General features: G+C 60.1%; 26 protein-coding genes. 19 read left to right on the top strand and 7 right to left on the bottom strand.

Features of this window, described 5'->3' with window-relative positions:
* Window positions 1-65 precede the first annotated feature (65 nt).
* The 6 genes from AYX22_RS15150 to AYX22_RS15125 all read left to right on the top strand — a co-directional run bounded on the left by AYX22_RS15150 (window position 66) and on the right by AYX22_RS15125 (window position 5843).
* Complete coding sequence (locus AYX22_RS15150; RefSeq protein ID WP_278251932.1) at window positions 66-1160, top strand: ATP-binding cassette domain-containing protein; 1095 nt, start codon at window positions 66-68, stop codon at window positions 1158-1160.
* Window positions 1160-1900, top strand: a complete 741-nt coding sequence (locus AYX22_RS15145; RefSeq protein WP_207594159.1) for an ABC transporter permease — start codon at window positions 1160-1162, stop codon at window positions 1898-1900. The genes AYX22_RS15150 and AYX22_RS15145 overlap by 1 nt, the downstream gene beginning before the upstream one ends.
* Window positions 1897-2640, top strand: a complete 744-nt coding sequence (locus AYX22_RS15140) for an ABC transporter permease (RefSeq protein ID WP_207594158.1) — start codon at window positions 1897-1899, stop codon at window positions 2638-2640. Before AYX22_RS15145 ends, AYX22_RS15140 begins: the two co-directional genes overlap by 4 nt.
* Window positions 2637-3593: an ABC transporter substrate-binding protein gene (locus tag AYX22_RS15135; RefSeq protein ID WP_207594157.1), complete on the top strand. Its 957-nt coding sequence runs from the start codon at window positions 2637-2639 to the stop codon at window positions 3591-3593. The genes AYX22_RS15140 and AYX22_RS15135 overlap by 4 nt, the downstream gene beginning before the upstream one ends.
* A 120-nt stretch (window positions 3594-3713) precedes the next feature.
* Complete coding sequence (locus AYX22_RS15130; RefSeq protein WP_207594156.1) at window positions 3714-4934, top strand: pyridoxal phosphate-dependent aminotransferase; 1221 nt, start codon at window positions 3714-3716, stop codon at window positions 4932-4934.
* Window positions 4935-4988: 54 nt separating this feature from the next.
* Window positions 4989-5843, top strand: coding sequence for a polyphosphate kinase 2 family protein (locus AYX22_RS15125; protein ID WP_207594155.1), 855 nt, complete (start codon window positions 4989-4991; stop codon window positions 5841-5843).
* 42 nt (window positions 5844-5885) lie between these two features.
* Here AYX22_RS15125 and AYX22_RS15120 read toward each other — a convergent pair whose 3' ends face one another.
* Window positions 5886-6137, bottom strand: coding sequence for an exodeoxyribonuclease VII small subunit (locus tag AYX22_RS15120; protein ID WP_207594154.1), 252 nt, complete (start codon window positions 6135-6137; stop codon window positions 5886-5888).
* A gap of 41 nt (window positions 6138-6178) precedes the next feature.
* Window positions 6179-7456 (bottom strand): exodeoxyribonuclease VII large subunit, encoded by a 1278-nt coding sequence (gene xseA / locus AYX22_RS15115; RefSeq protein WP_207594153.1) that lies wholly within the window; start codon window positions 7454-7456, stop codon window positions 6179-6181.
* A gap of 185 nt (window positions 7457-7641) precedes the next feature.
* On the opposite strand from xseA, the gene AYX22_RS15110 reads away from it, so the two are divergent.
* Together AYX22_RS15110 and AYX22_RS15105 are read left to right on the top strand one after the other, a co-directional pair.
* Entirely contained in the window at window positions 7642-8499 is an 858-nt protein-coding gene (locus AYX22_RS15110; RefSeq protein ID WP_242703351.1) for a hypothetical protein, read from the top strand.
* A gap of 24 nt (window positions 8500-8523) precedes the next feature.
* Window positions 8524-9609, top strand: coding sequence for a 4-hydroxy-3-methylbut-2-enyl diphosphate reductase (locus AYX22_RS15105; protein WP_207594151.1), 1086 nt, complete (start codon window positions 8524-8526; stop codon window positions 9607-9609).
* 87 nt (window positions 9610-9696) lie between these two features.
* On the opposite strand, the gene AYX22_RS15100 is transcribed toward AYX22_RS15105, so the two are convergent.
* Window positions 9697-10926, bottom strand: a complete 1230-nt coding sequence (locus tag AYX22_RS15100; RefSeq protein WP_207594150.1) for a DNA recombination protein RmuC — start codon at window positions 10924-10926, stop codon at window positions 9697-9699.
* Window positions 10927-11037: 111 nt separating this feature from the next.
* Between AYX22_RS15100 and ychF the strand changes: the two genes are divergently transcribed.
* The gene (gene ychF, locus AYX22_RS15095; RefSeq protein WP_207594149.1) at window positions 11038-12123 is read left to right on the top strand and encodes a redox-regulated ATPase YchF; all 1086 of its coding nucleotides are present in this window, start codon (window positions 11038-11040) and stop codon (window positions 12121-12123) included.
* A 31-nt stretch (window positions 12124-12154) separates the two neighbouring features.
* Here ychF and AYX22_RS15090 read toward each other — a convergent pair whose 3' ends face one another.
* A complete protein-coding gene (locus tag AYX22_RS15090; RefSeq protein ID WP_242703350.1) occupies window positions 12155-13261 on the bottom strand; it encodes a site-specific integrase in 1107 nt (368 codons plus the stop codon).
* Complete coding sequence (locus tag AYX22_RS15085; protein WP_207594148.1) at window positions 13239-13811, bottom strand: hypothetical protein; 573 nt, start codon at window positions 13809-13811, stop codon at window positions 13239-13241. Before AYX22_RS15085 ends, AYX22_RS15090 begins: the two co-directional genes overlap by 23 nt.
* Before the next feature lie 104 nt (window positions 13812-13915).
* On the opposite strand from AYX22_RS15085, the gene AYX22_RS15080 reads away from it, so the two are divergent.
* The 10 genes from AYX22_RS15080 to AYX22_RS15035 all read left to right on the top strand — a co-directional run bounded on the left by AYX22_RS15080 (window position 13916) and on the right by AYX22_RS15035 (window position 19116).
* Window positions 13916-14110, top strand: coding sequence for a helix-turn-helix domain-containing protein (locus AYX22_RS15080; protein WP_207594147.1), 195 nt, complete (start codon window positions 13916-13918; stop codon window positions 14108-14110).
* A 247-nt stretch (window positions 14111-14357) separates the two neighbouring features.
* Complete coding sequence (locus AYX22_RS15075; protein WP_207594146.1) at window positions 14358-14639, top strand: hypothetical protein; 282 nt, start codon at window positions 14358-14360, stop codon at window positions 14637-14639.
* 186 nt (window positions 14640-14825) lie between these two features.
* On the top strand, window positions 14826-15809 hold the full coding sequence (locus AYX22_RS15070; protein ID WP_207594145.1) for an AAA family ATPase: 984 nt from the start codon (window positions 14826-14828) through the stop codon (window positions 15807-15809).
* A gap of 298 nt (window positions 15810-16107) precedes the next feature.
* Window positions 16108-16314, top strand: coding sequence for a hypothetical protein (locus AYX22_RS15065; protein ID WP_178997038.1), 207 nt, complete (start codon window positions 16108-16110; stop codon window positions 16312-16314).
* A complete protein-coding gene (locus AYX22_RS15060) occupies window positions 16311-16484 on the top strand; it encodes a hypothetical protein (RefSeq protein WP_207594144.1) in 174 nt (57 codons plus the stop codon). Before AYX22_RS15065 ends, AYX22_RS15060 begins: the two co-directional genes overlap by 4 nt.
* Window positions 16481-17422, top strand: coding sequence for a hypothetical protein (locus tag AYX22_RS15055; protein ID WP_207594143.1), 942 nt, complete (start codon window positions 16481-16483; stop codon window positions 17420-17422). The genes AYX22_RS15060 and AYX22_RS15055 overlap by 4 nt, the downstream gene beginning before the upstream one ends.
* A complete protein-coding gene (locus AYX22_RS15050) occupies window positions 17419-17841 on the top strand; it encodes a DUF6283 family protein (protein WP_207594142.1) in 423 nt (140 codons plus the stop codon). The genes AYX22_RS15055 and AYX22_RS15050 overlap by 4 nt, the downstream gene beginning before the upstream one ends.
* Window positions 17838-18071: a hypothetical protein gene (locus AYX22_RS15045; protein ID WP_207594141.1), complete on the top strand. Its 234-nt coding sequence runs from the start codon at window positions 17838-17840 to the stop codon at window positions 18069-18071. Before AYX22_RS15050 ends, AYX22_RS15045 begins: the two co-directional genes overlap by 4 nt.
* Window positions 18072-18482, top strand: a complete 411-nt coding sequence (locus AYX22_RS15040; protein ID WP_207594140.1) for a helix-turn-helix domain-containing protein — start codon at window positions 18072-18074, stop codon at window positions 18480-18482.
* Window positions 18483-18492: 10 nt separating this feature from the next.
* The gene (locus AYX22_RS15035) at window positions 18493-19116 is read left to right on the top strand and encodes a hypothetical protein (RefSeq protein ID WP_207594139.1); all 624 of its coding nucleotides are present in this window, start codon (window positions 18493-18495) and stop codon (window positions 19114-19116) included.
* Here the strand turns inward: AYX22_RS15035 and AYX22_RS15030 are convergent.
* Window positions 19113-20024 (bottom strand): hypothetical protein, encoded by a 912-nt coding sequence (locus AYX22_RS15030; protein WP_207594138.1) that lies wholly within the window; start codon window positions 20022-20024, stop codon window positions 19113-19115. The two genes, AYX22_RS15035 and AYX22_RS15030, sit on opposite strands and share 4 nt — an antisense overlap.
* 4 nt (window positions 20025-20028) lie before the next feature.
* Complete coding sequence (locus AYX22_RS15025; RefSeq protein WP_207594137.1) at window positions 20029-20298, bottom strand: helix-turn-helix domain-containing protein; 270 nt, start codon at window positions 20296-20298, stop codon at window positions 20029-20031.
* Window positions 20299-20336 lie beyond the last annotated feature (38 nt).

Here is a 20336-nt window from a genome sequence, read left to right as displayed (position 1 = left end):
AATAAGAGTGCATATGATCGTGTGGCTCTGCCGATGTTCTCGACCACAGATAGGTAAGCCCGGGTATGGCCGAAGCCATGATTGAGTTCCAGAGCGTCACCAAGCAATACCAGGGCGGGCAGCCGGCGGTGGACGCCCTCAGTATGTCCATCGATAAAGGCTCCATCACGGTGTTCGTTGGGCCTTCGGGCTGCGGCAAGACCACATCCCTGCGCATGATCAACCGGATGGTGGAGCCCACCAGCGGGACCATCACTGTGGCGGGCAGGGACGTTTCACAGGTTCCTGCGCCTGAGCTCCGCCGCTCCATGGGCTACGTCATGCAGTCTTCCGGCCTCCTGCCGCACCGCTCCGTCCTGGACAACATCGCCACCGTCCCGCGCCTCAACGGTGTTTCCAAAGCGGATGCGCGGAAGCGCGCAGTGGAACTCCTGGACGTCGTCGGATTGGCTTCGGCCCTCGGCAAGCGGTATCCGTCGCAACTCTCAGGTGGTCAGCAGCAGCGCGTCGGGGTGGCCCGGGCGCTCGCTGCTGATCCGCCCGTCCTGCTGATGGACGAACCCTTCAGCGCGGTGGATCCGGTGGTCCGTGACGAACTGCAACAGGAACTCCTGCGCCTCCAGCGTGAACTGGCCAAGACCATTGTTTTCGTCACGCACGACATCGACGAAGCAACGGTTCTTGGCGATAAGGTTGCGGTCTTCGCCGTTGGAGGGAAACTGGCCCAGTATGCTGCGCCGGAAGAAATCCTGAGGGCACCGGCCAACGATTTCGTGGCCTCCTTCGTGGGACGCGACCGCGGATTCAGGCACCTGGCTTTCACCGCAGCTGACGCAGTGACCCTGCACCCTGTCGCCATGGTTAGTCCTTCCGACGGTCATCATGCGGGCCGGGCATCGGGGGAGTGGGCCTTGGTGGTCGACGCCGACTCCCGCCCGTTGGGATGGTCCTCGCCGCGCGACGGTGCAGGTTTGATCCCGGGCGGATCGCTGTTCCGCAAGGGAGACACACTGCGCCGCGCCCTGGACGCGGCGTTGTCGTCGCCGTCGGGTCTTGGCGTGGCAGTAGACGACGACGGCCGCGTGGCCGGAGTCTTGAAGGCGCCGGAAGTCCTGGCACTCATCGAAGAAGTCCGCCACCACAGGGAGGACGCCACCTGATGGAGTGGTTCCTCGACAACAGTGGCATGGTCCTGGGATTGGCTGGCCAGCACATGGTGCTCGCCATCATTCCCATGATCCTGGGCCTGCTGATTTCCATCCCGTTGGCCCAGCTGGCCAGGCGCAACAGCACGCTCAGGTCGATATTGACCACCGCTACCTCTTTGCTGTACACCATTCCTTCGCTGGCACTTTTCATCATTCTGCCCACCATCCTTGGCACCAGGATCCTGGATCCGCTGAACGTCGTGGTGGCGCTGACCATTTATGCGGTGGCGCTGCTGGTCCGCGCGGCCATTGATGCGTTCGATTCCGTGGACGACGACCTCCGCAATGCTGCCGTTGCCATGGGGTTCAAGCCCCTGGCGCGTTTCTTCCAGGTTGACCTGCCCTTGTCCTTGCCGGTGTTGTTCGCAGGCTTGCGCGTGGTGTCGGTCAGCAACATCTCGTTGGTCAGCGTCGCCGCACTCCTTGGGGTGGGAAACCTCGGAGTTCTGTTCACTGACGGCCTGCAGCGTACCTTCATTACCGTTGTGGTGGTTGGAATCATCGCCATTCTTATCCTGGCTTTGCTGATGGACGCTGTCCTGGTGGTTCTTGAGCGGCTCCTGACTCCGTGGACCCGTGCCGCCGGCGGAAAGACTCCACGGCAGGACGGAACTGCGCTTCTCACCGAACCCAAGTCCGGGCCGGCCACTCCACACGCTGGCCTTCGCCCGGATCCGGGGGCCTCTGCATGAACATCTTCGCCGAGACCATAGCCTGGCTGACGAGCCCCAAGAACTGGACCGGAAGCGGTGGCATCCCCACCCGATTGATGGAACACCTGCAATACAGCGGACTCGTTCTCCTGATCGCCGCGGCCATCGCCGTACCCATTGGTCTTTACATCGGGCACACCGGCCGTGGCAGGGTGGTTGCGGTCGCCGTCGCCGGTGCGCTGCGTGCACTCCCGACCCTCGGTTTGCTGGTGCTGTTCGCCTTGCTCGCAGGCAGCGGCTTGATGCCGCCCGTCTGGGCTCTGGTCATTCTCACGGTGCCGCCATTGCTGGCCGGTACGTACGCCGGGATCTCCAGCGTCGATTCCACCGTGGTAGATGCTGCCCGAGCCATGGGCATGACCGAACTTCAGATCCTCTTCCGGGTGGAAGTGCCCAACGGACTGCAGGTGATGTTTGGTGGCATCCGCACCGCGGTCCTGCAAGTCATCGCCACCGTCTCGGTGGTGGCCTACCTGCCTCTGGGCGGACTGGGGCGCTACCTGTTTGACGGCCTCGTCCTGCAGGATTTTCCCCGGATGCTGGGTGGTTCCCTGCTCATTGCCGGGCTCGCCATCGCCGTAGACCTGATCCTGGCCGGGGTACAGCGGCTCGTCATCTCACCAGGCCTGACCCTCGACTCAAGCGGCCGCCAGAAGGCGTCCGACGATCCCACAGCCACAGCTCCCGCCGGGGCTGCCGTTCAAGGAGGTACACCATGAAGAACCCCGTCCCCATGACCCTTACACGCCGTGGTCTCGGCGGCCTCGCAGCCGGACTGGGTGTGGCCCTCGCGTTGAGCGCGTGTGGCGGAAGCCCCTTGGCCACGCCGTCCACCTCGGCACCCAGCGGATCCGCTGCCAGTGGCTCGCTGGTTGTCGGTTCGGCCGACTTCCCCGAGAGCCAGGTCATTGCCGAGATCTACGTTGGCGCGCTCAACGCCGCGGGTCTGACCGCCACCTCCAAGCCGAACATCGGTTCGCGCGAAATTTACTTCAAGGCAGTCCAGGACGGCTCCATCGACCTCGTCCCGGACTACTCCGGCAACCTCCTGTCCTACGTGGACACCGAAGCCAAGGAAGTTTCCGCGGAGGACGTCTACAAAGCGCTCCCGGGCAAGCTTCCGGATGGCCTCGCGGTTTTGGAACCGGCAAAGGCCGAGTCCAAGGACGCCATGGTGGTCACCAAAGCGACTGCGGAGAAGTACCAACTGAAATCCATCGAGGACCTGGCCAAGGTCTGCAAGGACTTCACCATGGCAGCTCCGGCCACGTTTGAGACGCGTGCCTACGGCTTCCCGGGCCTGAAGGCCAACTACAACTGCGAGCTCAAAGGCCTCCAGCCCTTCAGCGACGGCGGCGGCAACCTGACGCTCCAGGCTCTGCTGGAGGACAAGGTGCAGGTAGCGGACATTTACACCACTACGCCGTCCATCGCAGATAACGACCTCGTGGTCCTGGAAGACCCGAAGAACAACTTCAAGGCCCAGCAGGTACTTCCGCTGGTCAAGGAGGCCAAGATGACGGACAAGGCCAAGGAAGCGCTCAACAACGTCTCCAAGATCCTGACCACGGATGACCTCATCAACCTGAACCGTGCGGTCAGCGGCGACCAGAAGCAGGCACCCAAGGACGCAGCAGCCGCCTGGCTGAAGGACAAGGGCATCGTCAAGTAACGTCCGACCAGAGCTGCGTACGACGGCGGTGACGGCCCCACGCGGGACCGTCACCGCCGTCGTCGTTTCTGTGAGTTAAGTCTCAGCTGAAGTCCATCACCCGTGTGGCATATTTGAGGGATGGCGAAATTCAAGCAGTCCACCAAGCTTCATAATGTCCTTTACGACATCCGTGGACCGATTCTTCAGGCCGCCCAACAGATGGAGGCAGAGGGTCACAGGATCCTCAAACTGAATATCGGAAACCCGGCTCCCTTCGGTTTTGAAGCGCCCGACGCCATTTTGGTGGACATGATCCGCCACCTGCCCAACGCCCAGGGTTACAGCGATTCGCGCGGGATCTTCTCGGCCCGGACCGCTGTATCGCAGTACTACCAGACCCGTGGCATCCAGAACATCCACGTTGATGACATCTACCTGGGCAACGGCGTCAGCGAGCTCATCACCATGTCCCTCATGGCGCTCCTGGAAGACGGCGATGAGGTCTTGATTCCCACACCGGACTATCCGCTGTGGACTGCTTCCGTTGCTTTGGCCGGCGGGCGACCCGTGCATTACCTCTGCGACGAGGATTCCGGCTGGCAGCCCGATCTTGAGGACATGGAAGCCAAGATCACTCCGCGCACCAAGGGGATTGTGGTCATCAACCCCAACAATCCCACCGGCGCGGTGTACCCGGAAGAAACGCTCAAGAAAATCGTCGCTCTCGCCGAGAAACACGGCCTGGTGCTCTTTGCCGATGAGATCTACGAGAAAATCCTCTACGAGGACGCCGTCCACACCAACCTCGCCGGGCTCACCGGTGACGACGTCCTGTGCCTGACGTTCAGTGGCCTGTCCAAGGCCTACCGGGTCTGTGGATACCGCGCCGGTTGGATGGCTATCTCGGGGCCCAAGAAGGACGCCGCCGACTATCTCGAAGGCATCAACCTCCTGGCCAACATGCGTTTGTGTGCCAACGTTCCCGCGCAACATGCCATCCAAACAGCCCTCGGTGGATACCAAAGCATCAACGACCTCATCCTGCCCGGCGGCAGGCTCCTGGAACAGCGAAACAAGGCCTACGACCTGTTGAACGCCATTCCCGGTGTCAGCACCCAGCAGGCCAGGGGCGCACTGTACCTGTTCCCGAAACTGGACCCCGAGGTCTACCACATCCGGGACGACGAAAAGTTTGTCCTCGATTTGTTGAAGGAACAGAAAATCCTGGTTTCCCACGGCCGGGCTTTTAACTGGGTGCGCCCGGACCACTTCCGGATGGTCACCCTGCCCAACGTCAAAGACATTGAAGAGGCCATTGGCCGCATGGCGGACTTCCTGTCGAGGTACCCGGGCAACTAGCCTGAGGTCCATGGTCGTTCCATGAGGGCGCGGCCCTGCGGAAAGGCACACCCCATGGCTGTTGCAGTTGAATTTGCCAAGAGTCCCGCTGAGGTATTGAGGGTCGGGCCCGGGTTCTCGCTGGCCGGCGTGGACCCGGACTCAACCCCCGGGTATCCCGGCGCGAAAGCTGACGGCAAGGCGTTGCTTGAAGCCCAGGACGCGCAGATGGCAGAACTGCAGGAGAAGCTCTTTGCCCAAGGCCGTTTTGGCAGCCCCAAGAGGCTCCTGCTGATCCTGCAGGCGATGGATACCGCCGGCAAGGGTGGCATTGTCAGCCATGTGGTGGGTGCCATGGACGTGCAAGGCGTTCAAGTGTCGGCGTTCAAGGCGCCCACGGACGAGGAAAAGTCGCACGACTTCCTGTGGCGGATCGAGAAACAATCTCCCGCAGCCGGAATGGTGGGGGTTTTTGACCGCTCACACTACGAGGACGTCCTGATCCATCGCGTGCATGGTTGGGCGGACGATTCGGAGTTGGAACGCCGTTACGCAGCCATTAACGACTTCGAAGCCCGCCTCGCAGACCAGGGCACCACCATCGTCAAAGTCATGCTCAATATCAGCAAGGACGAGCAGAAAGAACGGCTTGTCGCCCGCTTGGACGATCCCAGCAAACACTGGAAGTACAGCAGCGGCGACCTTGCTGAACGTGCGTTCTGGGACGACTATATGGACGCCTACGGTGTTGCTTTCGAGAAAACGTCAACAGATACAGCACCTTGGCACGTGGTTCCGGCGAACAAGAAGTGGTACGCGCGCATCGCAGTGCAACAGCTGCTGCTGGATGCCCTTGAAGGACTCCAGTTGGACTGGCCCAAGGCCGAGTTCGACGTCGCTGCGGAACGCGCTTTGGTGGTGGCTTCCTAGGAATCCGCACCCTGGGCTGCTCGATGCGGTCCTGCTTGGGCGTTACTGCGCGGCAGCACCGGCGTCGTTGCTTGCGTCCCGGGCGGTAGCCAGGCGTTTGCGGGCGCCCTCCAGCCAGTCCTCGCAGCGTTTGGCCAGTGCTTCGCCCCGTTCCCACAGGGCCAAGGATTCTTCCAGGCTGGCACCCCCTGCCTCTAAGCGGCTAACGACGCCCATGAGTTGCTCCCGGGCTTCCTCGTAGCTCAACGAGTCGAGGGATTCCGGTGAAGCTGCGGATGAGTTGTTCTCGGTCATGATGTCCTTTGTGTTCGGTGATGATGATGGTGACCGGTTCATCAACGGTCCACTATGTGTCCTTGGCCCGTGGAAACTGCCCTGAAGCGACCTTCGGCTACTCGAATCGCCAGTGCGGTTCCGTCGGGGGCTTCCTCTGGACTGCTCACTACTGTGTGCCCGGCCTGGTCCTCACCAACAATCTGGACCACGGCGTAGCCGCGGTCCAGTGTTTTTTGCGGAGACAGGGCCCTGACCTGTGCGCGCAAGTGGTGGACCTGATCCAGGGCCCGGACGACGGCCGTGTTGACTGCCGAATGGGAGCGCCGTTGCAGCCGGTGGATGTCATCCGCCCGGGCGTCCACCATGGAAGCCGGCGTCGCCAGGACCGGCCGTGACTTCAAGGCATGGAGGCGGTCCGTCTCCCGGTCCACCATCCTGCCGATGCTTCTGCGGAGGTGATCCCTGGCCTGACGGACCATGGCCAGTTCCTCGGCTACGTCAGGAACTATCCGCTTGGCGGCATCGGTGGGCGTTGACGCGCGAAGGTCCGCCACGTCGTCAAGGATGGGTCGGTCGGCTTCGTGCCCGATCGCACTGACAACCGGAGTGGTGGCGGCAGATACTGCGCGGATGAGGTCCTCGTTGCTGAACGGGAGGAGGTCTTCCAACGCCCCACCGCCGCGTGCCATGACAATGACGTCTACCTGAGGGTCTGCGTCGAGCTTCTTCAATGCTGCGATGATCTGAGAGACAGCGGTGTTGCCTTGGACAGCGACTTCGTGGACATCGAACTCAACCGCCGGCCAGCGCAACGCAGCATTACGCAGGACGTCTTTCTTGGCGTCCGAGTCCCGGCCGGTGATGAGGCCGATGCGGTGGGGGAGCAGCGGCAGCTTGCGTTTCCGGGAGTCAGCGAACAGGCCTTCGGCCGCGAGGGCTTGCCTCAGCCGTTCAATCCGCGCCAGCAGGTCACCCAGGCCCACCGGACGGATGTCCTTGACGGACATGTTCAGGCGCCCTGTTTTGACCCAGAAATCCGCCTTGACGAGTGCGACCACGCGGGATCCGCGTTCAAGGGGTATTTTTTGACGGTCCAACACCGTGGACCACACCGACGCCGGCAGGGAAATCTCGGCGTCAACATCACGCAGTGTCAGGAAGGCGTTGCCGCCCCGGCGGTTCAGCTCAATAACCTGGCCTTCGATCCACGCCGCCGGCGCACGCTCGATGTGGGCTTTCAGCTTGCGGGACAGCAGTTGGAGCGGCCAGGGGTTATCGGGGCTGGTTTCGGCCGCCGTCCCGGGCAATGTTGATTCCGGAGTCGCTTCAGCGGACATGGGCGGTCCGTGCCTGTTCCAGTCTCCGTGATTGCTGCTGCATGATGTGTCCTCGCTCCGGGATGCGGTCTTGGTTGCCGGCCGCCTTCCAACTCTATCCATAGCTTCCATGCCGACCCTGACATTTTTCCGATCATGTGGACAGACCTAGGATGGTGGCACAGCCCACGACCCCGAGGACGACGTTGCGTACTTTTGTTTCAGCACTGGGAGTGATCCTCGCCCTTCTGCTCACAGCCGTCGCTGTTCCTGCGGCGTGGGTGGACCAGAACATTGTCAAAGAAGAGGGATTCGTTCGGATCGCCGGCTCGCTGGGCAACGATCCCGAATTCCAGAACCGTTTGGCTACGGCCGCAGTGGGCACCTTTGAGCCCTCCGTGGATCTGCCCGGCCCCATCCAATCCCTGGCGGCCGACGCGCTCCGGAACGCGGCCACGGGCATGCAGTCGTGGAGTGACTATCCGCAAGCCTGGGAGGAAACCGTACGGAACAGCCACAGGCTGAACTTTGGGACGGTCGCCCGGGCGGAAGAATCGGCGGCGTCCACAGCACTCGTGTTGGACATAGGGCCCCTTGTGCGGCTGATCCGTGATCATTTTGCCGAGGCTACGCGGATCAGGCTCAATGTCCCCGCGGAGAGCCTTGTCTCTCTGGGGGAGCCTTCGCACCGGCAACTCGTGGAACGCGTGGCAGCCTTCGCGCCGCTGTGGTGGATAGCCGCTGCCGGGGCGCTGGTGTCTGCCCTTCTGGCATTGGCGGCTGCACGACGACGGTCGCTGGCTTTGGTCTTCCTTGGGCTGGGGGGATTGGCGCTGGCAGCCCTCTGGACGGCGGGAGCAGACCTCGCTGGTGGAATGGTCGGAAGCCTTGCCAGCGCCAACGGCGTGGCAGAACTGTTCAAGAACGAGTTCCTCACCACGGCCCGCAACGGTTTTGGCCAGTGGGTATGGATCGCAGCGTTGGTGTCCGGGGCCGTCCTGGTGGTGGGCGTCATAGCGGGAGTGGTCTCAGGGCGACGAGGGTCACGTTCGGCCCGAAGTTAAAGGCCGGGCCGGTAGCATGGAGACATGACCAGCACAGCAGTTTCCATTCCTATGCCCACGGTGCCGCGCAGACGGCGATCTCCGGAAGAGGTACAGGCAGCGGCACCCGTCACGGGTCCCAAGAAGGTTCTGCTGGCGGCGCCGCGCGGCTATTGCGCCGGAGTGGACAGGGCAGTCATTGCTGTAGAAAAAGCCCTTGAGCACTATGGGCCTCCGGTCTACGTCCGCAAACAGATCGTGCACAACGTCCATGTGGTCAGCTCCCTTGAGGAACAGGGAGCCATCTTCGTCGAGGAAACAGATGAGGTCCCCGAGGGCGCCTTGGTCATTTTCTCCGCGCACGGTGTATCTCCGGCTGTGGTCCAGTCTGCTGAAGACCGCGGTCTCCGTACCATCGACGCCACCTGCCCGCTGGTCACTAAAGTTCACAAGGAGGCTGTGCGCTTCGCCAAGGATGACTACGACATCCTCCTGATCGGCCACGAAGGCCACGAGGAAGTCGAAGGAACAGCCGGTGAAGCACCGGATCACATCCAGATCATCAACGGCCCGCACGAGGTGGACAAGGTCACCGTGCGCGACCCCGAGAAGACCATCTGGCTCTCCCAAACGACGCTGAGCGTGGACGAAACCATGGAGACGGTCCGTCTCCTCAAGGACCGGTTCCCGACCCTCCAGGACCCGCCCAGCGACGATATTTGCTATGCCACCACCAACCGCCAGGTGGCCATAAAGAAGATTGCCCCCCAAGCTGACCTCGTGATCGTGGTGGGTTCAGCCAACTCGTCCAACTCCGTGCGCCTGGTTGAGGTTGCCTTGGAGTACGGCGCCAAGAGCTCATACCGCGTGGACTTCGCCAACGAAGTGGACGAAGCCTGGTTCGAGGGCGTCGCCACGGTCGGTGTGACCTCGGGTGCCTCTGTCCCTGAAGTACTCGTCAAGGATGTCCTGCGGCTGCTGGCTGACTACGGCTATGGCGAAGTGCAGGAAATCGTGACGGCAGAGGAAGATCTCCTCTTCTCACTTCCCAAGGAGCTGAGGGCCACGTTGAAGAAAGCCGGCGATGTGACGCGTGCGCTCGGCGGCCGCGGGAACCGGGCAACGTCCTAACGCCCCTCGCTCCACACTACGAACTCAAAGAAACCGGCCCGCAGCCATCGGCTTCCACAGGGGAAGCGGTGCTGCGGGCCGGTTTCGCTATGCCGCGGACTCTTCGTTCTCCTCAGCCAGAAGCTCAGGAGCTGCCAAAGCGCGGGGGACTGCCTCAACGGACATCGGCGCTGCAAGGCCGGCATCTTCCATGGTGTTCAGTTTGCGCGCGGTCGGCAGGACCCGGGCTTCCAACGTGCCCACCATCGCGTTGTAGCGGTCCACGGACGTCTTCAGGGAACTGCCCAGCTTGCCGACATTTTCACCCAAAGTACCCATGCGCTCGTACAGCTGCTTGGCGAGCTCGAACAGTTCGTGGGCGCTGTCTGTGAGGACATCCTGGCGCCAAGTGAAGGCCACCGACTTCAGGACCGCCAGCAGGGTCCCGGGAGACGCCAACACCACATTGCGGGACAGGGCGTACTCCAACAGCGCGGGATCTGCCTCGAGGGCTGACGCCAGGATGGACTCAGCAGGGAGGAAGCAGATCACCAACTCAGGGGAGTTGCCGGGAATGTCCCAGTACTTCTTGCCCGCCAAAGCATCGATGTGGGACTTCAGCGCTTTGGCGTGCTGTGACAGCAAGGTCTTTGAATCATGGTTGCTGGCAGGTGCCACCGACTCCCCAAAAGCACCGTCTTCGTGCAGTTGTTCCTGCGCTGCGAGGTAAGAGGCGAGCGGGACCTTGGCATCCACTACCAATTGCTTGCCACCTGGCAATTGGACTACGAGGTCCGGCCGAAGCGTGGTCTCGGTCCGGCCTGAATGCACCTGTTCATGGAAGTCCACGTGCCTCAGCATTCCTGAAGCCTCCACGACCCTGCGGAGCTGTACTTCGCCCCATTGGCCGCGTGCACTGTTGGAGCGCAGGGCCGAGGCCAAGGCGTGTGTGGACCGCAAGAGCTGCTCGTCAGACAACCGGGCATCCTGCAACTGCTGGGCAAGTTGGCCGTATTGCTCTACCCGGTCACGTTCCAGCAGCGAGACTTGTTGCTGCACCGCTGTCAGCTTCTCAGCAACCGGGCCCAACGCCCGTAAAACACTGCCATCCGAGTTCCTGGACGCCGTCAACTCGCGGTTCTGCGTGAACAAAAGCCGCCGTTCGGCGTCGGCGGCTGCCAGCTGCGCGGTCACCTCCGAGAGGCGCGCCGACACGGCGTCGAAGTCTTCCTCCAAGCCAGCGCCCCGGCGTCGAAAGACAACATAGCCCGTTGCCAGACCTATGGCGGCGCCGATCAACAGCATGAGCAGGGCCAAAACCAATCCAAATCCATCCATGCAGCAACCTTGTCACAGGGGTACGACAGTTTTGGTGAGGCCACCGCGGTGGGCGCGCATCGTGGGCAGTAACAAGCAAGGACAAGGTTCCAACGGGTAGAATCAATGCTCGTGGCTCTTACTATTGGCATCGTCGGACTGCCCAACGTCGGCAAATCAACTCTTTTCAACGCACTGACCCGCAACCAGGTGCTCGCAGCGAACTATCCGTTCGCAACGATTGAACCCAACGTCGGAGTCGTGAATCTTCCGGATCCCCGCCTGGCAAAGCTGGCCGAAATCTTCGGTTCCCAGAAGATGCTTCCCGCTCCGGTGTCCTTCGTGGACATCGCCGGCATCGTGAAGGGTGCATCCGAGGGCGAAGGCCTGGGCAATAAGTTCCTGGCGAATATCCGCGAGGCCGAGGCCATTGCACAGGTCGTCCGTGTCTTTGACGATCCCGACGTCATCCACGTCGATGGCAAGGTTGATCCGGGCTCCGACATGGAGACCATCAACACAGAGCTGATCCTGGCAGATCTCCAGACCATCGAGAACGCGATTCCGCGCATCGAAAAAGAAGTCAAGATCAAGAAACGGGAAGCTGCCGAGCTCGCAGCCATCAAGGCGGCACAGGCTGTCCTGGAACGCGGCGACACCATCTTCTCCTCGATCAAGAGCGACAAGCTGGAGATGGGTCACCTCAAGGAGCTGGGCCTTCTTACCGCCAAGCCGTTTATCTACGTCTTCAATGCGGATGAAGGCATCCTTGGCGATCCGGCGAAGCAGGACGAACTCCGTGCCCTGGTTGCCCCTGCTGACGCAATCTTCCTTGACGCCAAGCTGGAATCCGACCTCGTGGAACTGGACGAGGAAGAGGCCCGCGAAATGTTGGAAATGAACGGTCAGTCCGAATCCGGCCTCGACCAGCTGGCGCGCGTCGGTTTCCACACCCTCGGCCTGCAGACCTACCTCACGGCAGGCCCCAAGGAAACCCGTGCGTGGACCATCCGTCAGGGTGACACCGCTCCCCAGGCAGCCGGCGTGATCCACTCCGACTTCCAGCGAGGCTTCATCAAGGCCGAGGTTGTCTCCTTCGATGACCTGATCGACGCCGGTTCCATGGCGGAGGCAAAGTCCCGCGGCAAGGTCCGGATCGAAGGTAAAGAGTACGTGATGGCCGACGGCGATGTGGTGGAGTTCCGCTTCAACGTGTGATTTAGCCCGTTTTCCGGCCTGTTTGCTGGGGTCAGGCTTGTTGAGTCCGCAGGGAGTCCGCAGAAATGCCGAGGGCGTCATCCATCATGGCGCCGGCAGCAGACCTGGTTCGGTCTTCGGCGGTGGGCCAAAGGTGCGCATAGGTGTTAAGTGTGGTCGTTGCCTTGGAGTGGCCCAACGCCCGCTGAACCGTGACGACATCGCAGCCGGCAGCAATCAACCCTGACGCATAGAAGTGCCGCAGGTCATGGAGTCTCACAGCTTCAAGACCTGCGGCCTTTACTGTTTTGCGCCACCAATAGCCCGAAGTGTTCTGATGCGGCGGTAGACCCTGCTCTCCGCTGAATAACCATTGCTGCTCTCCATGCACGCCGACGTGCTGCACATGGGCGGCGAGGATCTGCACGAGCCCATCAGGGATGTGCACCAGACGCTCAGAACCGTATTTTGGCAACGTGATGCTCACCTCGCCCTTGCCTGCCCGCTGGACCTGTCTCTGAACAGCAAGCGTGCGGCGCAGGAAATCAATATCTCCGAGTTGGATTGCCGCTGCCTCACCCAAGCGCAGGCCTGCAAAAGCGCACATTGCAACGAACGGCTTGAACCACGACTCAGCAGACCCTAGGAGGGCGCCAACGTCCGCGGGGGAGGGAATGCTCATCGCGTGCTCGGCCTTGCGTGCACGGGGCAGCGAGACGCCGTCAGCGGGGTCCGTAGCCAGCATTCGGTCATTGCGTGCACCACGCAGCACAGAGCGGACATTGTTATAGCGAGTCTTGACCGTTCCGGGCGCTAAACCGTCCTGACTCATCTTCTTCACCCACGCCTCAACGTGTGAGCGTTTCAGGTTGCGGAATTCCACATCAGCGAACGTGCACGAGCGGACAGCTAAGCTCATGGCCTTGGACGTTCCAGCCGCCCAGAGCTGCCTAGTGGACCAATCTTCAAAGAACGATGCTAGGGTGACGCGGCCCGACTTCGGATCCACATAGCTGCCAGTGACGACGGACGCGGTTACCTCGTCCAACCAGCGCTGAGCGTCGATCTTCCGCGGGAAGTGCCGCGCATGTTCCTTGCCGGCTTCATCTCTGTAACGGGCTCGCCATGAACCATTCTCACGCTTCTGGATGCTCGCCATCTCTGCCCTCCCGAGATGAAGTGCTGGTGCTGAACCAATTCTCGACAGAGCCAAACTCGGCAATCACATCGACGGGTTTGAGCCCTCTAGCTTGCATTTCACGCTCCGCACGGCCCCTCACCACAGCCTGCTCGGGGGTTTTGAGTTGCGCCTTTACGGCTAGATCTACCCAGTAGTTCGAAGAGTCCATGCTGTCAGGCAGGTCTTCCAGGGCATAACCCAACAGCTCCAGTTGTCCAAGCAGTTCCTCTGTCAGGTCGGCGATCTTAAGGAACGAGCTTTCGATGTCCCTTGTCCAGATTTGGAGTTGATCCTCGTGCCCAAGCACATCGGGAGCTTGCAGGATCTGCTCAACACTAATCGCCAGGATATCCGCCAACCCCTCTGCCTCTGCTAGGCGTAAAGGACGTTCGCCTTTCTCAACGTTCCAGACAGTTGCTTGCGCCCACTTCCAGCCCTTTTCTCGCATCCGGTCTGCAACCCATTGCTGGGAACGTTCACCCCGCAACCGCACTATATTTTGGCCGATCTGCTCATCTCTAACTGACATGTACGACAGCCTACAAGAATCCATAGTTGACGACAACAAGAAACAATGGTCATAATGGAATCAAGTAAGGAACAACAAGTGTTTCTTATGAGAAGGAGGTTCCCATGACATTGGCAATCGCCACCTTGCTTACGCTCTCAGAGACTGCGGCCCGCCTACGCAAGTCGGAATCACAACTGCGTTGGATGATCCACAACGGCACAGCGCCCCCTTCCGCCAAAATCGGGGGGCGCCGACTATTCCGCGAATCGGACATCAGCGACTACATCAACCAAGCATTCGAGCAAAGCGCCGCGTGATGCTCGATGGCTACCACGGTCAGGAGCACCACGGGGACGAGCCCCATCACTTTTGACCTCGTTGGCCCGGGCCTGGTGCTGATCATGTTGGAAGACGGATCGCAGCAGTTGTACCGGACCAGCGAAATACTCGCGGCTATCAGCCCACCAAGCTGACGCGAAACCCCTGAACCGCCCTCTGAGGGGGGAGCGGAACAGGACGCAATACAAACCCATCACAGTCTGACTACCAAAGGCCTCAATTCAAATGATCTCAACGCAGCACGAATTCACTTCCGTCCCGGCTGGATACGAACTCAGCTTCGACCACACAGAACCTGTCTGGTACGGCCCCGAGTACGGCAGCACCTCAGCTTCCTGGGACTTCTCTGGCTTCTCTATACAACTGGTTGCTGACAACGGCGAACACATCGAAACCCTCACCCTCGAACAAGCCAAAGCAAAGTTGCTGCGCCTTGACGAGGAAAAGGAACAACTAACCGGAATCCTCCGACTTATGGGAGAGGTCCCCAACCTCAAAGCAGCATGACCACTTGAACGTTCGGCCCCTGGGAGCAGCAGGGGCCGAACACCACAACAAACTCATAAGCCAGTCACAAGACGACTAGGACAGCGAATGCCGAATGACCAACTGCTCCCAACACCCCCGTCATGGAAACCCCTAGACCTCACCGCATACCTCAATGGGGCTCACAAGCCGCTAAGGCCGTCAATCATGGCCCGGACGGATGGAAGGTGCCTGCTCTACGCCGGCATGGTCCACGCCTTCAACGGGGAATCCGAATCCTGCAAGAGCATGACTGCCCAAGCCGAAACGGCACGGCAGATCATGGCTGGCAACCGCTGCCTGTACATCGACTTCGAATCCGACGCAGCATCAGTAATTGCCCGCCTTTTGATGCTGGGTGCTAGCCCCGAGGACATCAAAGACAACCTCGACTACATTCGGCCCGATGTAGACCCCGTATCTTTTGCCGATGAGAACTCAGAGTGGCAACAGCTCCTGAGAAACAAGTACACCTTGGCTGTCATTGACGGCGTAACTGAGGCCTTCGCGGTCTTCGGGGTGAAGTCGATTGATAACGATGAAGTGACCGCATGGGGCCGGAAGGTTCCACGCCAGATAGCTGCCAGGACCGGCGCCGCGGTGGTGGTCGTGGATCACGTAACGAAGTCCGCGGAGGGTAGGGGGCGTTTCGCTATCGGCGCTCAGGCCAAGATGTCGTATCTCACAGGCGCCGCGTACATGATCGAAATCATCAGTCCTGTGGGCGTGGGAATGATCGGCAAGGTAGCCCTGCGAGTTGGCAAAGACAGGCCCGGTCAGGTCCGTCCGATGTCTGGAGAGTGGCGCAAGAGTGACCGCACGCAAGAAGCAGCCATAGTGACGATCGATTCAACGGTTTCCAACAGGATCCTGTTCACTGTCGATCCACCGCAGAGGAAGGCTGACAGCAACGGCCTCCCAGTCGAGTTGATGGAGGCTATTTCCAAGTGTGTAGAAGATGCACCTACACCACCCAGCTTCCGCAAGATCAACCAGTTGGTTTCGGGCAAGGACGAGAACAAGCGTGCCGCTATATCCCTCCTCGAAGCAGACGGATACCTAAGCATCATCCCTGGCGCCCGGAACGCTCACGAGCATCACCTCATAAAGCCCTTTAGGGCTAAGCCTTCAACAGAACTGATCGCAGCGTGAGTGTAAGCGTGTCCCGTTCTAAAGAATCGGAACGGGACACACACACTCAGACACTCCCCAGTGTGCCGGGACACGGTGGGGACACGGTGGGCTACGGTCACACACTCAAAAATGGGATCTTCTTTCCGCCGCCGATGTTGCTCAACTCAACACAGACCAAAGCGACGGGATTGACCGAGTCCGAGGCACTGCAACACCTATCCGACCTCCACAGCGAGCTTGTGAAGCTCTTAGAGGTCATCGACACCAACCAGCCAACGAACCGAGGGGACGCGGCGGCGGAATGAATCAACAACAAATGACCGACGCTGAACTAGCTGAGTACTGGAAGCGGCAAACGATCCACTACCGCAACCTCTCTAATACCTACTTGCAGCAGCTCTTAGCAACGAAGACCACTCCCGAACGCCACTACGGGAAAACCACGCTCCACAAGGATCCCGTGGGCAATCAAGCAGCAACCAACGTAGACCGCGAACGCAAACACCTGAAAGGCCGACCATGAGCTACGACTACGAGCCCAAAGTTCTACAGCAATGGGATTGGCCCGCCCAGGCCGAAACCTACCGCCTCAAATTTGAACACGCCCAGCAGGAAGCCACGCACTGGATGCGCCGTGCAAGGGCCGCAGAAGCCCAACTATCCATGTACCAGCAGCGAGAGAGGCGAGCATGACTGAATGCACCCCCGCAGCCGGCAACCCTTGCCAGGAGTGCCCGTTCCGGAAGAGTAACGCCGGCAGGGAACATACCAGCGGCAACTATGACGACCAGTTCATAGCTGACTGGCGCGGTATCGCGAACGGCGGATTTTTCGCCTGCCATATATTCGCCCCGGACATTCACCTCCATGACGAAAGCACGAAAGCCATGGGATACGTGACACCCATCGAAACAGGGGCACGTCCAGAATGCGCAGGCTCGACCCTAGCTATCGCGCGGGAGCTGGAAATAGCAGCCACCTACAGCAGCCACAACGAGTACATTCAGGCACGCCCTACAGGCCTCTCCCAGACAGCCTTAAAGACTCTGAGTAGCCGAATCAAGGGCGAAACCGGACCGGAGTTCATCACCCCCGAAAGCTTCGATTCTGACCTCATACGAGACCCAGCAACGGACGTTGACGTGACCTCGCCCTACTGGGTGTTCGGTATCGCAGGCGTAGAACGTATGTTCAATGTTCTGGGCGAACCGCCAACATATGAAGCTATGCACCGGGCTAGTTCTCTACGGCTGGCAGACGGAACAGATACCACCGTGGACACTCGGATACGCCCACTCCTGGCAGCAATGAGTAACGCCGGAATTCAGACAATCAGTTCGTGCCAGAACTTCCGTGAAGTCATAGATGCGAGATTCCCCGAGCGGCTGCCGTTCCTCGTGGGACCCGACCCAGAGGAATTCCAGGTGCACTACAAAACCGCAATGGAGACGGCAGGCGCCTACGTACGCTTCCAGATCAACACAACGGCGGCCCAGCAATTCCTCTCAGCGTCGAAACAACGAGAAGCAGTCGCCGCCCAGCAGTCAGGTGACGTGGCACAAATCGACTTTCCGCTCACCGACCTGCTGCCCCTCACTGAAATCGCCGCGACCAACCGGAGAACGACATGACAAGGCGAACACAAGTCGACCCGGACATCCCCGACAAGCCAGCCGCCGCCGAACCCTGCTACGAATGCCCCTTCCGCACCACCAACGAACACAAACAGATCAGCTTCGAAGTAGAAGGGGTCAATGAGTTTGCCCGTATCTGGTGGGACATCAGCCGCGAAGGCCAAACCTACGGCTGCCACATGGCCCAAAGAGTATGCGCCGGCAGCGTGAACATGATCGTCAATGAACTCGCAAAGCTCCGAAGCTATGGAACCTGGGATCAGTACCACGAAGAAAACCCCCTCGGACTAGCTCCCGAACTGATCGGCCCATTTCTAGCCAAGTTCAGCGGTCGGGACAAGGGAAAGATACCCGTAGCAGACCCACAGAGCGTCATTATGCGGATCCTCGAAGCCAGGCAAGAAGGAGCCGCATGACCCACCACTACGACAACCCGTTCCGCGCACGACCCGAACGGTACTCGCAAAACATGGAAGGCGCGCTTCGCACCTTCTCCCGCCCCGGCATCATCCAAAAGCCCGACGGAACAGTAGCACCTGCCGTCATCGTCTTCCGAGACAGACACGTCCTGTCCGTCCTCACCATCGAAGACGCCATAAGACTCTCAAACGAACTCATCGACGCAACCGAAAGGCAGATCTGCTGAATGACTACGCCCATCCGTCCACCAGCGGCCTATGTGCATGGTGTAGGCGCCCCGGTCGTCATCGTCCCGGCCCGAGTAGCAGCGTGGCTTGAGAGAAACGCCAGCCTTAACCAAATCCGTATCAATGCCCGCGGCGCGGATCCGGAAGTGGATAGTGTCCTGAACGCTCTACGTCTCGCGGCACTTACATGGCGCACTGCCGCCACCGGAAGCAGCCAAGCGCCCGAACCGGAAGCCACGCGAGAATCAAAGTGGTACAGCACCACAGACGCCGCCGAACGGCTCGGCATCACCGACAGGGCTGTACGCCTAGCCATCCAAGAGAAACGCCTGCACGCCACCAACCTGGACGGACGCTGGCGCATCACCACCGAAGACATCGAACATTTCAAAGCCGCCAAAGCGGCATAGGAGAACCACAATGGCAAAGTACGACATCACCCAAACCACCGAAGCCCTTGCAGCCGAAAAGCTCCGCAGCGGGCAGCGGGAACAGCTCGAATCAATCCGCAACGACCGCAATCTCAGCCCCGCCGGCAAACGCGCACAGATCGCCGCGCTCTACCTACGCAACAAGAAGGAGGTAAGCAAGCTCGAAAAGCAGGAAGCCGCCACCCGCACCAACCGGATAAACCACATCCGCAAAACGGTATTCGGCCTCTCCGGGAACCCTGGCCCGCAGGATGTCATCTCATACCGTGACGCGCAGGACCGTGTAGGCAACCTCGGAACGGATGACGAAGCCAAAGCCGCTCAGCTATTCGACCGCGCACAGCTCTCCGGCGACAACATTCTTGCCGCCGCCGTAGTCAACCGTGCACTCGAGGCCGGCTGGGTCAACGTTGCCAACTCCTACATCGAAGCCCACCCCTACTACGGCTCAATGGTCGAAGAACTCTGGTACCTCAACCAGGACAGCCCCGAAAACGAAACCAATCTCGGCAAGGCCTTCGAAAACTCCCTAGCCTTCCACCTCGAAAAGCCCCACGAAATCGGCAACATCCACATCGAATCACAAATTGAAGCCATCGCCGCTGAAGCCTAAGGTGTTACCTCCTCAGGCGCGCTGTTCTTCGGGACTGTAAGCGGGACTGACCAGATCAAATTGGCCCCTATTTCTTCGAAGCGCTGCTTGACATCATTGCCAAACCACACCAGTGAGAGCACATCGTAATCACCCAGAAGCTCGCGGTTGTTGTACGGTCCGCCGGGGCCAAGTACGTTCTGCAAAGTGGTTGTGATGTCAGTTGACGAGCTTTCAGCGTTAAGCCTTCGCTCGACTTCGGAGGCAATGTCGATCAGGTACGAATTCTGCCCTGAGTTGCTAAACACGTTCGTCAGCGCCTCTAGGATGACGTTTTGGGCCGTCTGCTTTTGATATGGCGCCACTACCGATGCCCACTCCCTACGGATAGTCCAATAGCCGTGATTAGTGGAGGTATAGGGGTGGGGTTGTCCGGCGACCTTGACGGTAGCCAATATGTTCAATTGTCGAAGGTTGGGTTCGTCTGCAAAGGTACTCCGCACGGCTGACCAGAAATCCACAAGATAGACCACCTGGTCGTAAGGCTCCAGTCTGTGGGGAATGCCGATGGCTGTGGTTGTGTGTCCGAGGTGCCTCGTTTCAAGCGGGACAACGCCCATGGCCAGGTCAGGGTCTTTGGCTCCTTCAATGCGAAACGCGACACCGGTGATAGTCGCGCCGGTGCGACCCGGATTTTCTATGACGATCTTGGCTAGCTCAATTCCCCTTCGACCATGATCCTGCGTGTCCAGTCCCCACTTTCCTTTGTTGTTGGATAGCAGGCTTCTAGCCGGATCGAGGAGTGCAGCATTCATTTCGACAGTGACGCGCCCCGCTGACTTATGGAAGTTCATCAGGGTGACGATGATGGTCCCGAGAGTTAAGAGTAAAGCTGCCAAAGCCATGTTGAACGACAGTTCTGGCCCCATGCCGCTACCTCTGCTCCGATCCAACGGGGGGCTCATCGTCTGGCACTTCGCCCGCTGCTATTCGATCCGCCGTAATCCGGTAGGCGTGCTCAATGAAGTCCTCCACGTCCTGAGCCCCAACACGCCAGATTCCCCGACCACCGATCTGCAACCCACGCAACTCACCGGACTTCAACAACTGGCGGACCGTAGGAACTCCCACCGATAGCTCATCAGCTACCTGCTCCACAGTCAGGAACCGTAGGCGCTTGGGCAATGCATCATCACTATTCACTTGACCACCATATAGATCCTGCGAACAAAGAATGGATC

This window comes from Arthrobacter sp. D5-1, assembly GCF_017357425.1.
Taxonomy (GTDB): domain Bacteria; phylum Actinomycetota; class Actinomycetes; order Actinomycetales; family Micrococcaceae; genus Arthrobacter.
Note: the sequence above shows the minus strand (reverse complement) of the source record. Positions and strands in the feature narration are given on the sequence as shown.

Bases quoted from the DNA above. Each gene is read 5' to 3' on its own strand.
- AYX22_RS15150 (WP_278251932.1), top strand. From the start codon at position 66: ATGGCCGAAGCCATGATTGAGTTCCAGAGCGTCACCAAGCAATACCAG.
- AYX22_RS15145 (WP_207594159.1), top strand. From the start codon at position 1,160: ATGGAGTGGTTCCTCGACAACAGTGGCATGGTCCTGGGATTGGCTGGC.
- AYX22_RS15140 (WP_207594158.1), top strand. From the start codon at position 1,897: ATGAACATCTTCGCCGAGACCATAGCCTGGCTGACGAGCCCCAAGAAC.
- AYX22_RS15135 (WP_207594157.1), top strand. From the start codon at position 2,637: ATGAAGAACCCCGTCCCCATGACCCTTACACGCCGTGGTCTCGGCGGC.
- AYX22_RS15130 (WP_207594156.1), top strand. From the start codon at position 3,714: ATGGCGAAATTCAAGCAGTCCACCAAGCTTCATAATGTCCTTTACGAC.
- AYX22_RS15125 (WP_207594155.1), top strand. From the start codon at position 4,989: ATGGCTGTTGCAGTTGAATTTGCCAAGAGTCCCGCTGAGGTATTGAGG.
- AYX22_RS15120 (WP_207594154.1), bottom strand. From the start codon at position 6,137: ATGACCGAGAACAACTCATCCGCAGCTTCACCGGAATCCCTCGACTCG.
- xseA (WP_207594153.1), bottom strand. From the start codon at position 7,456: ATGTCCGCTGAAGCGACTCCGGAATCAACATTGCCCGGGACGGCGGCC.
- AYX22_RS15105 (WP_207594151.1), top strand. From the start codon at position 8,524: ATGACCAGCACAGCAGTTTCCATTCCTATGCCCACGGTGCCGCGCAGA.
- AYX22_RS15100 (WP_207594150.1), bottom strand. From the start codon at position 10,926: ATGGATGGATTTGGATTGGTTTTGGCCCTGCTCATGCTGTTGATCGGC.
- AYX22_RS15090 (WP_242703350.1), bottom strand. From the start codon at position 13,261: ATGGCGAGCATCCAGAAGCGTGAGAATGGTTCATGGCGAGCCCGTTAC.
- AYX22_RS15085 (WP_207594148.1), bottom strand. From the start codon at position 13,811: ATGTCAGTTAGAGATGAGCAGATCGGCCAAAATATAGTGCGGTTGCGG.
- AYX22_RS15080 (WP_207594147.1), top strand. From the start codon at position 13,916: ATGACATTGGCAATCGCCACCTTGCTTACGCTCTCAGAGACTGCGGCC.
- AYX22_RS15075 (WP_207594146.1), top strand. From the start codon at position 14,358: ATGATCTCAACGCAGCACGAATTCACTTCCGTCCCGGCTGGATACGAA.
- AYX22_RS15070 (WP_207594145.1), top strand. From the start codon at position 14,826: ATGGCCCGGACGGATGGAAGGTGCCTGCTCTACGCCGGCATGGTCCAC.
- AYX22_RS15065 (WP_178997038.1), top strand. From the start codon at position 16,108: ATGACCGACGCTGAACTAGCTGAGTACTGGAAGCGGCAAACGATCCAC.
- AYX22_RS15060 (WP_207594144.1), top strand. From the start codon at position 16,311: ATGAGCTACGACTACGAGCCCAAAGTTCTACAGCAATGGGATTGGCCC.
- AYX22_RS15055 (WP_207594143.1), top strand. From the start codon at position 16,481: ATGACTGAATGCACCCCCGCAGCCGGCAACCCTTGCCAGGAGTGCCCG.
- AYX22_RS15050 (WP_207594142.1), top strand. From the start codon at position 17,419: ATGACAAGGCGAACACAAGTCGACCCGGACATCCCCGACAAGCCAGCC.
- AYX22_RS15045 (WP_207594141.1), top strand. From the start codon at position 17,838: ATGACCCACCACTACGACAACCCGTTCCGCGCACGACCCGAACGGTAC.
- AYX22_RS15040 (WP_207594140.1), top strand. From the start codon at position 18,072: ATGACTACGCCCATCCGTCCACCAGCGGCCTATGTGCATGGTGTAGGC.
- AYX22_RS15035 (WP_207594139.1), top strand. From the start codon at position 18,493: ATGGCAAAGTACGACATCACCCAAACCACCGAAGCCCTTGCAGCCGAA.
- AYX22_RS15030 (WP_207594138.1), bottom strand. From the start codon at position 20,024: ATGGGGCCAGAACTGTCGTTCAACATGGCTTTGGCAGCTTTACTCTTA.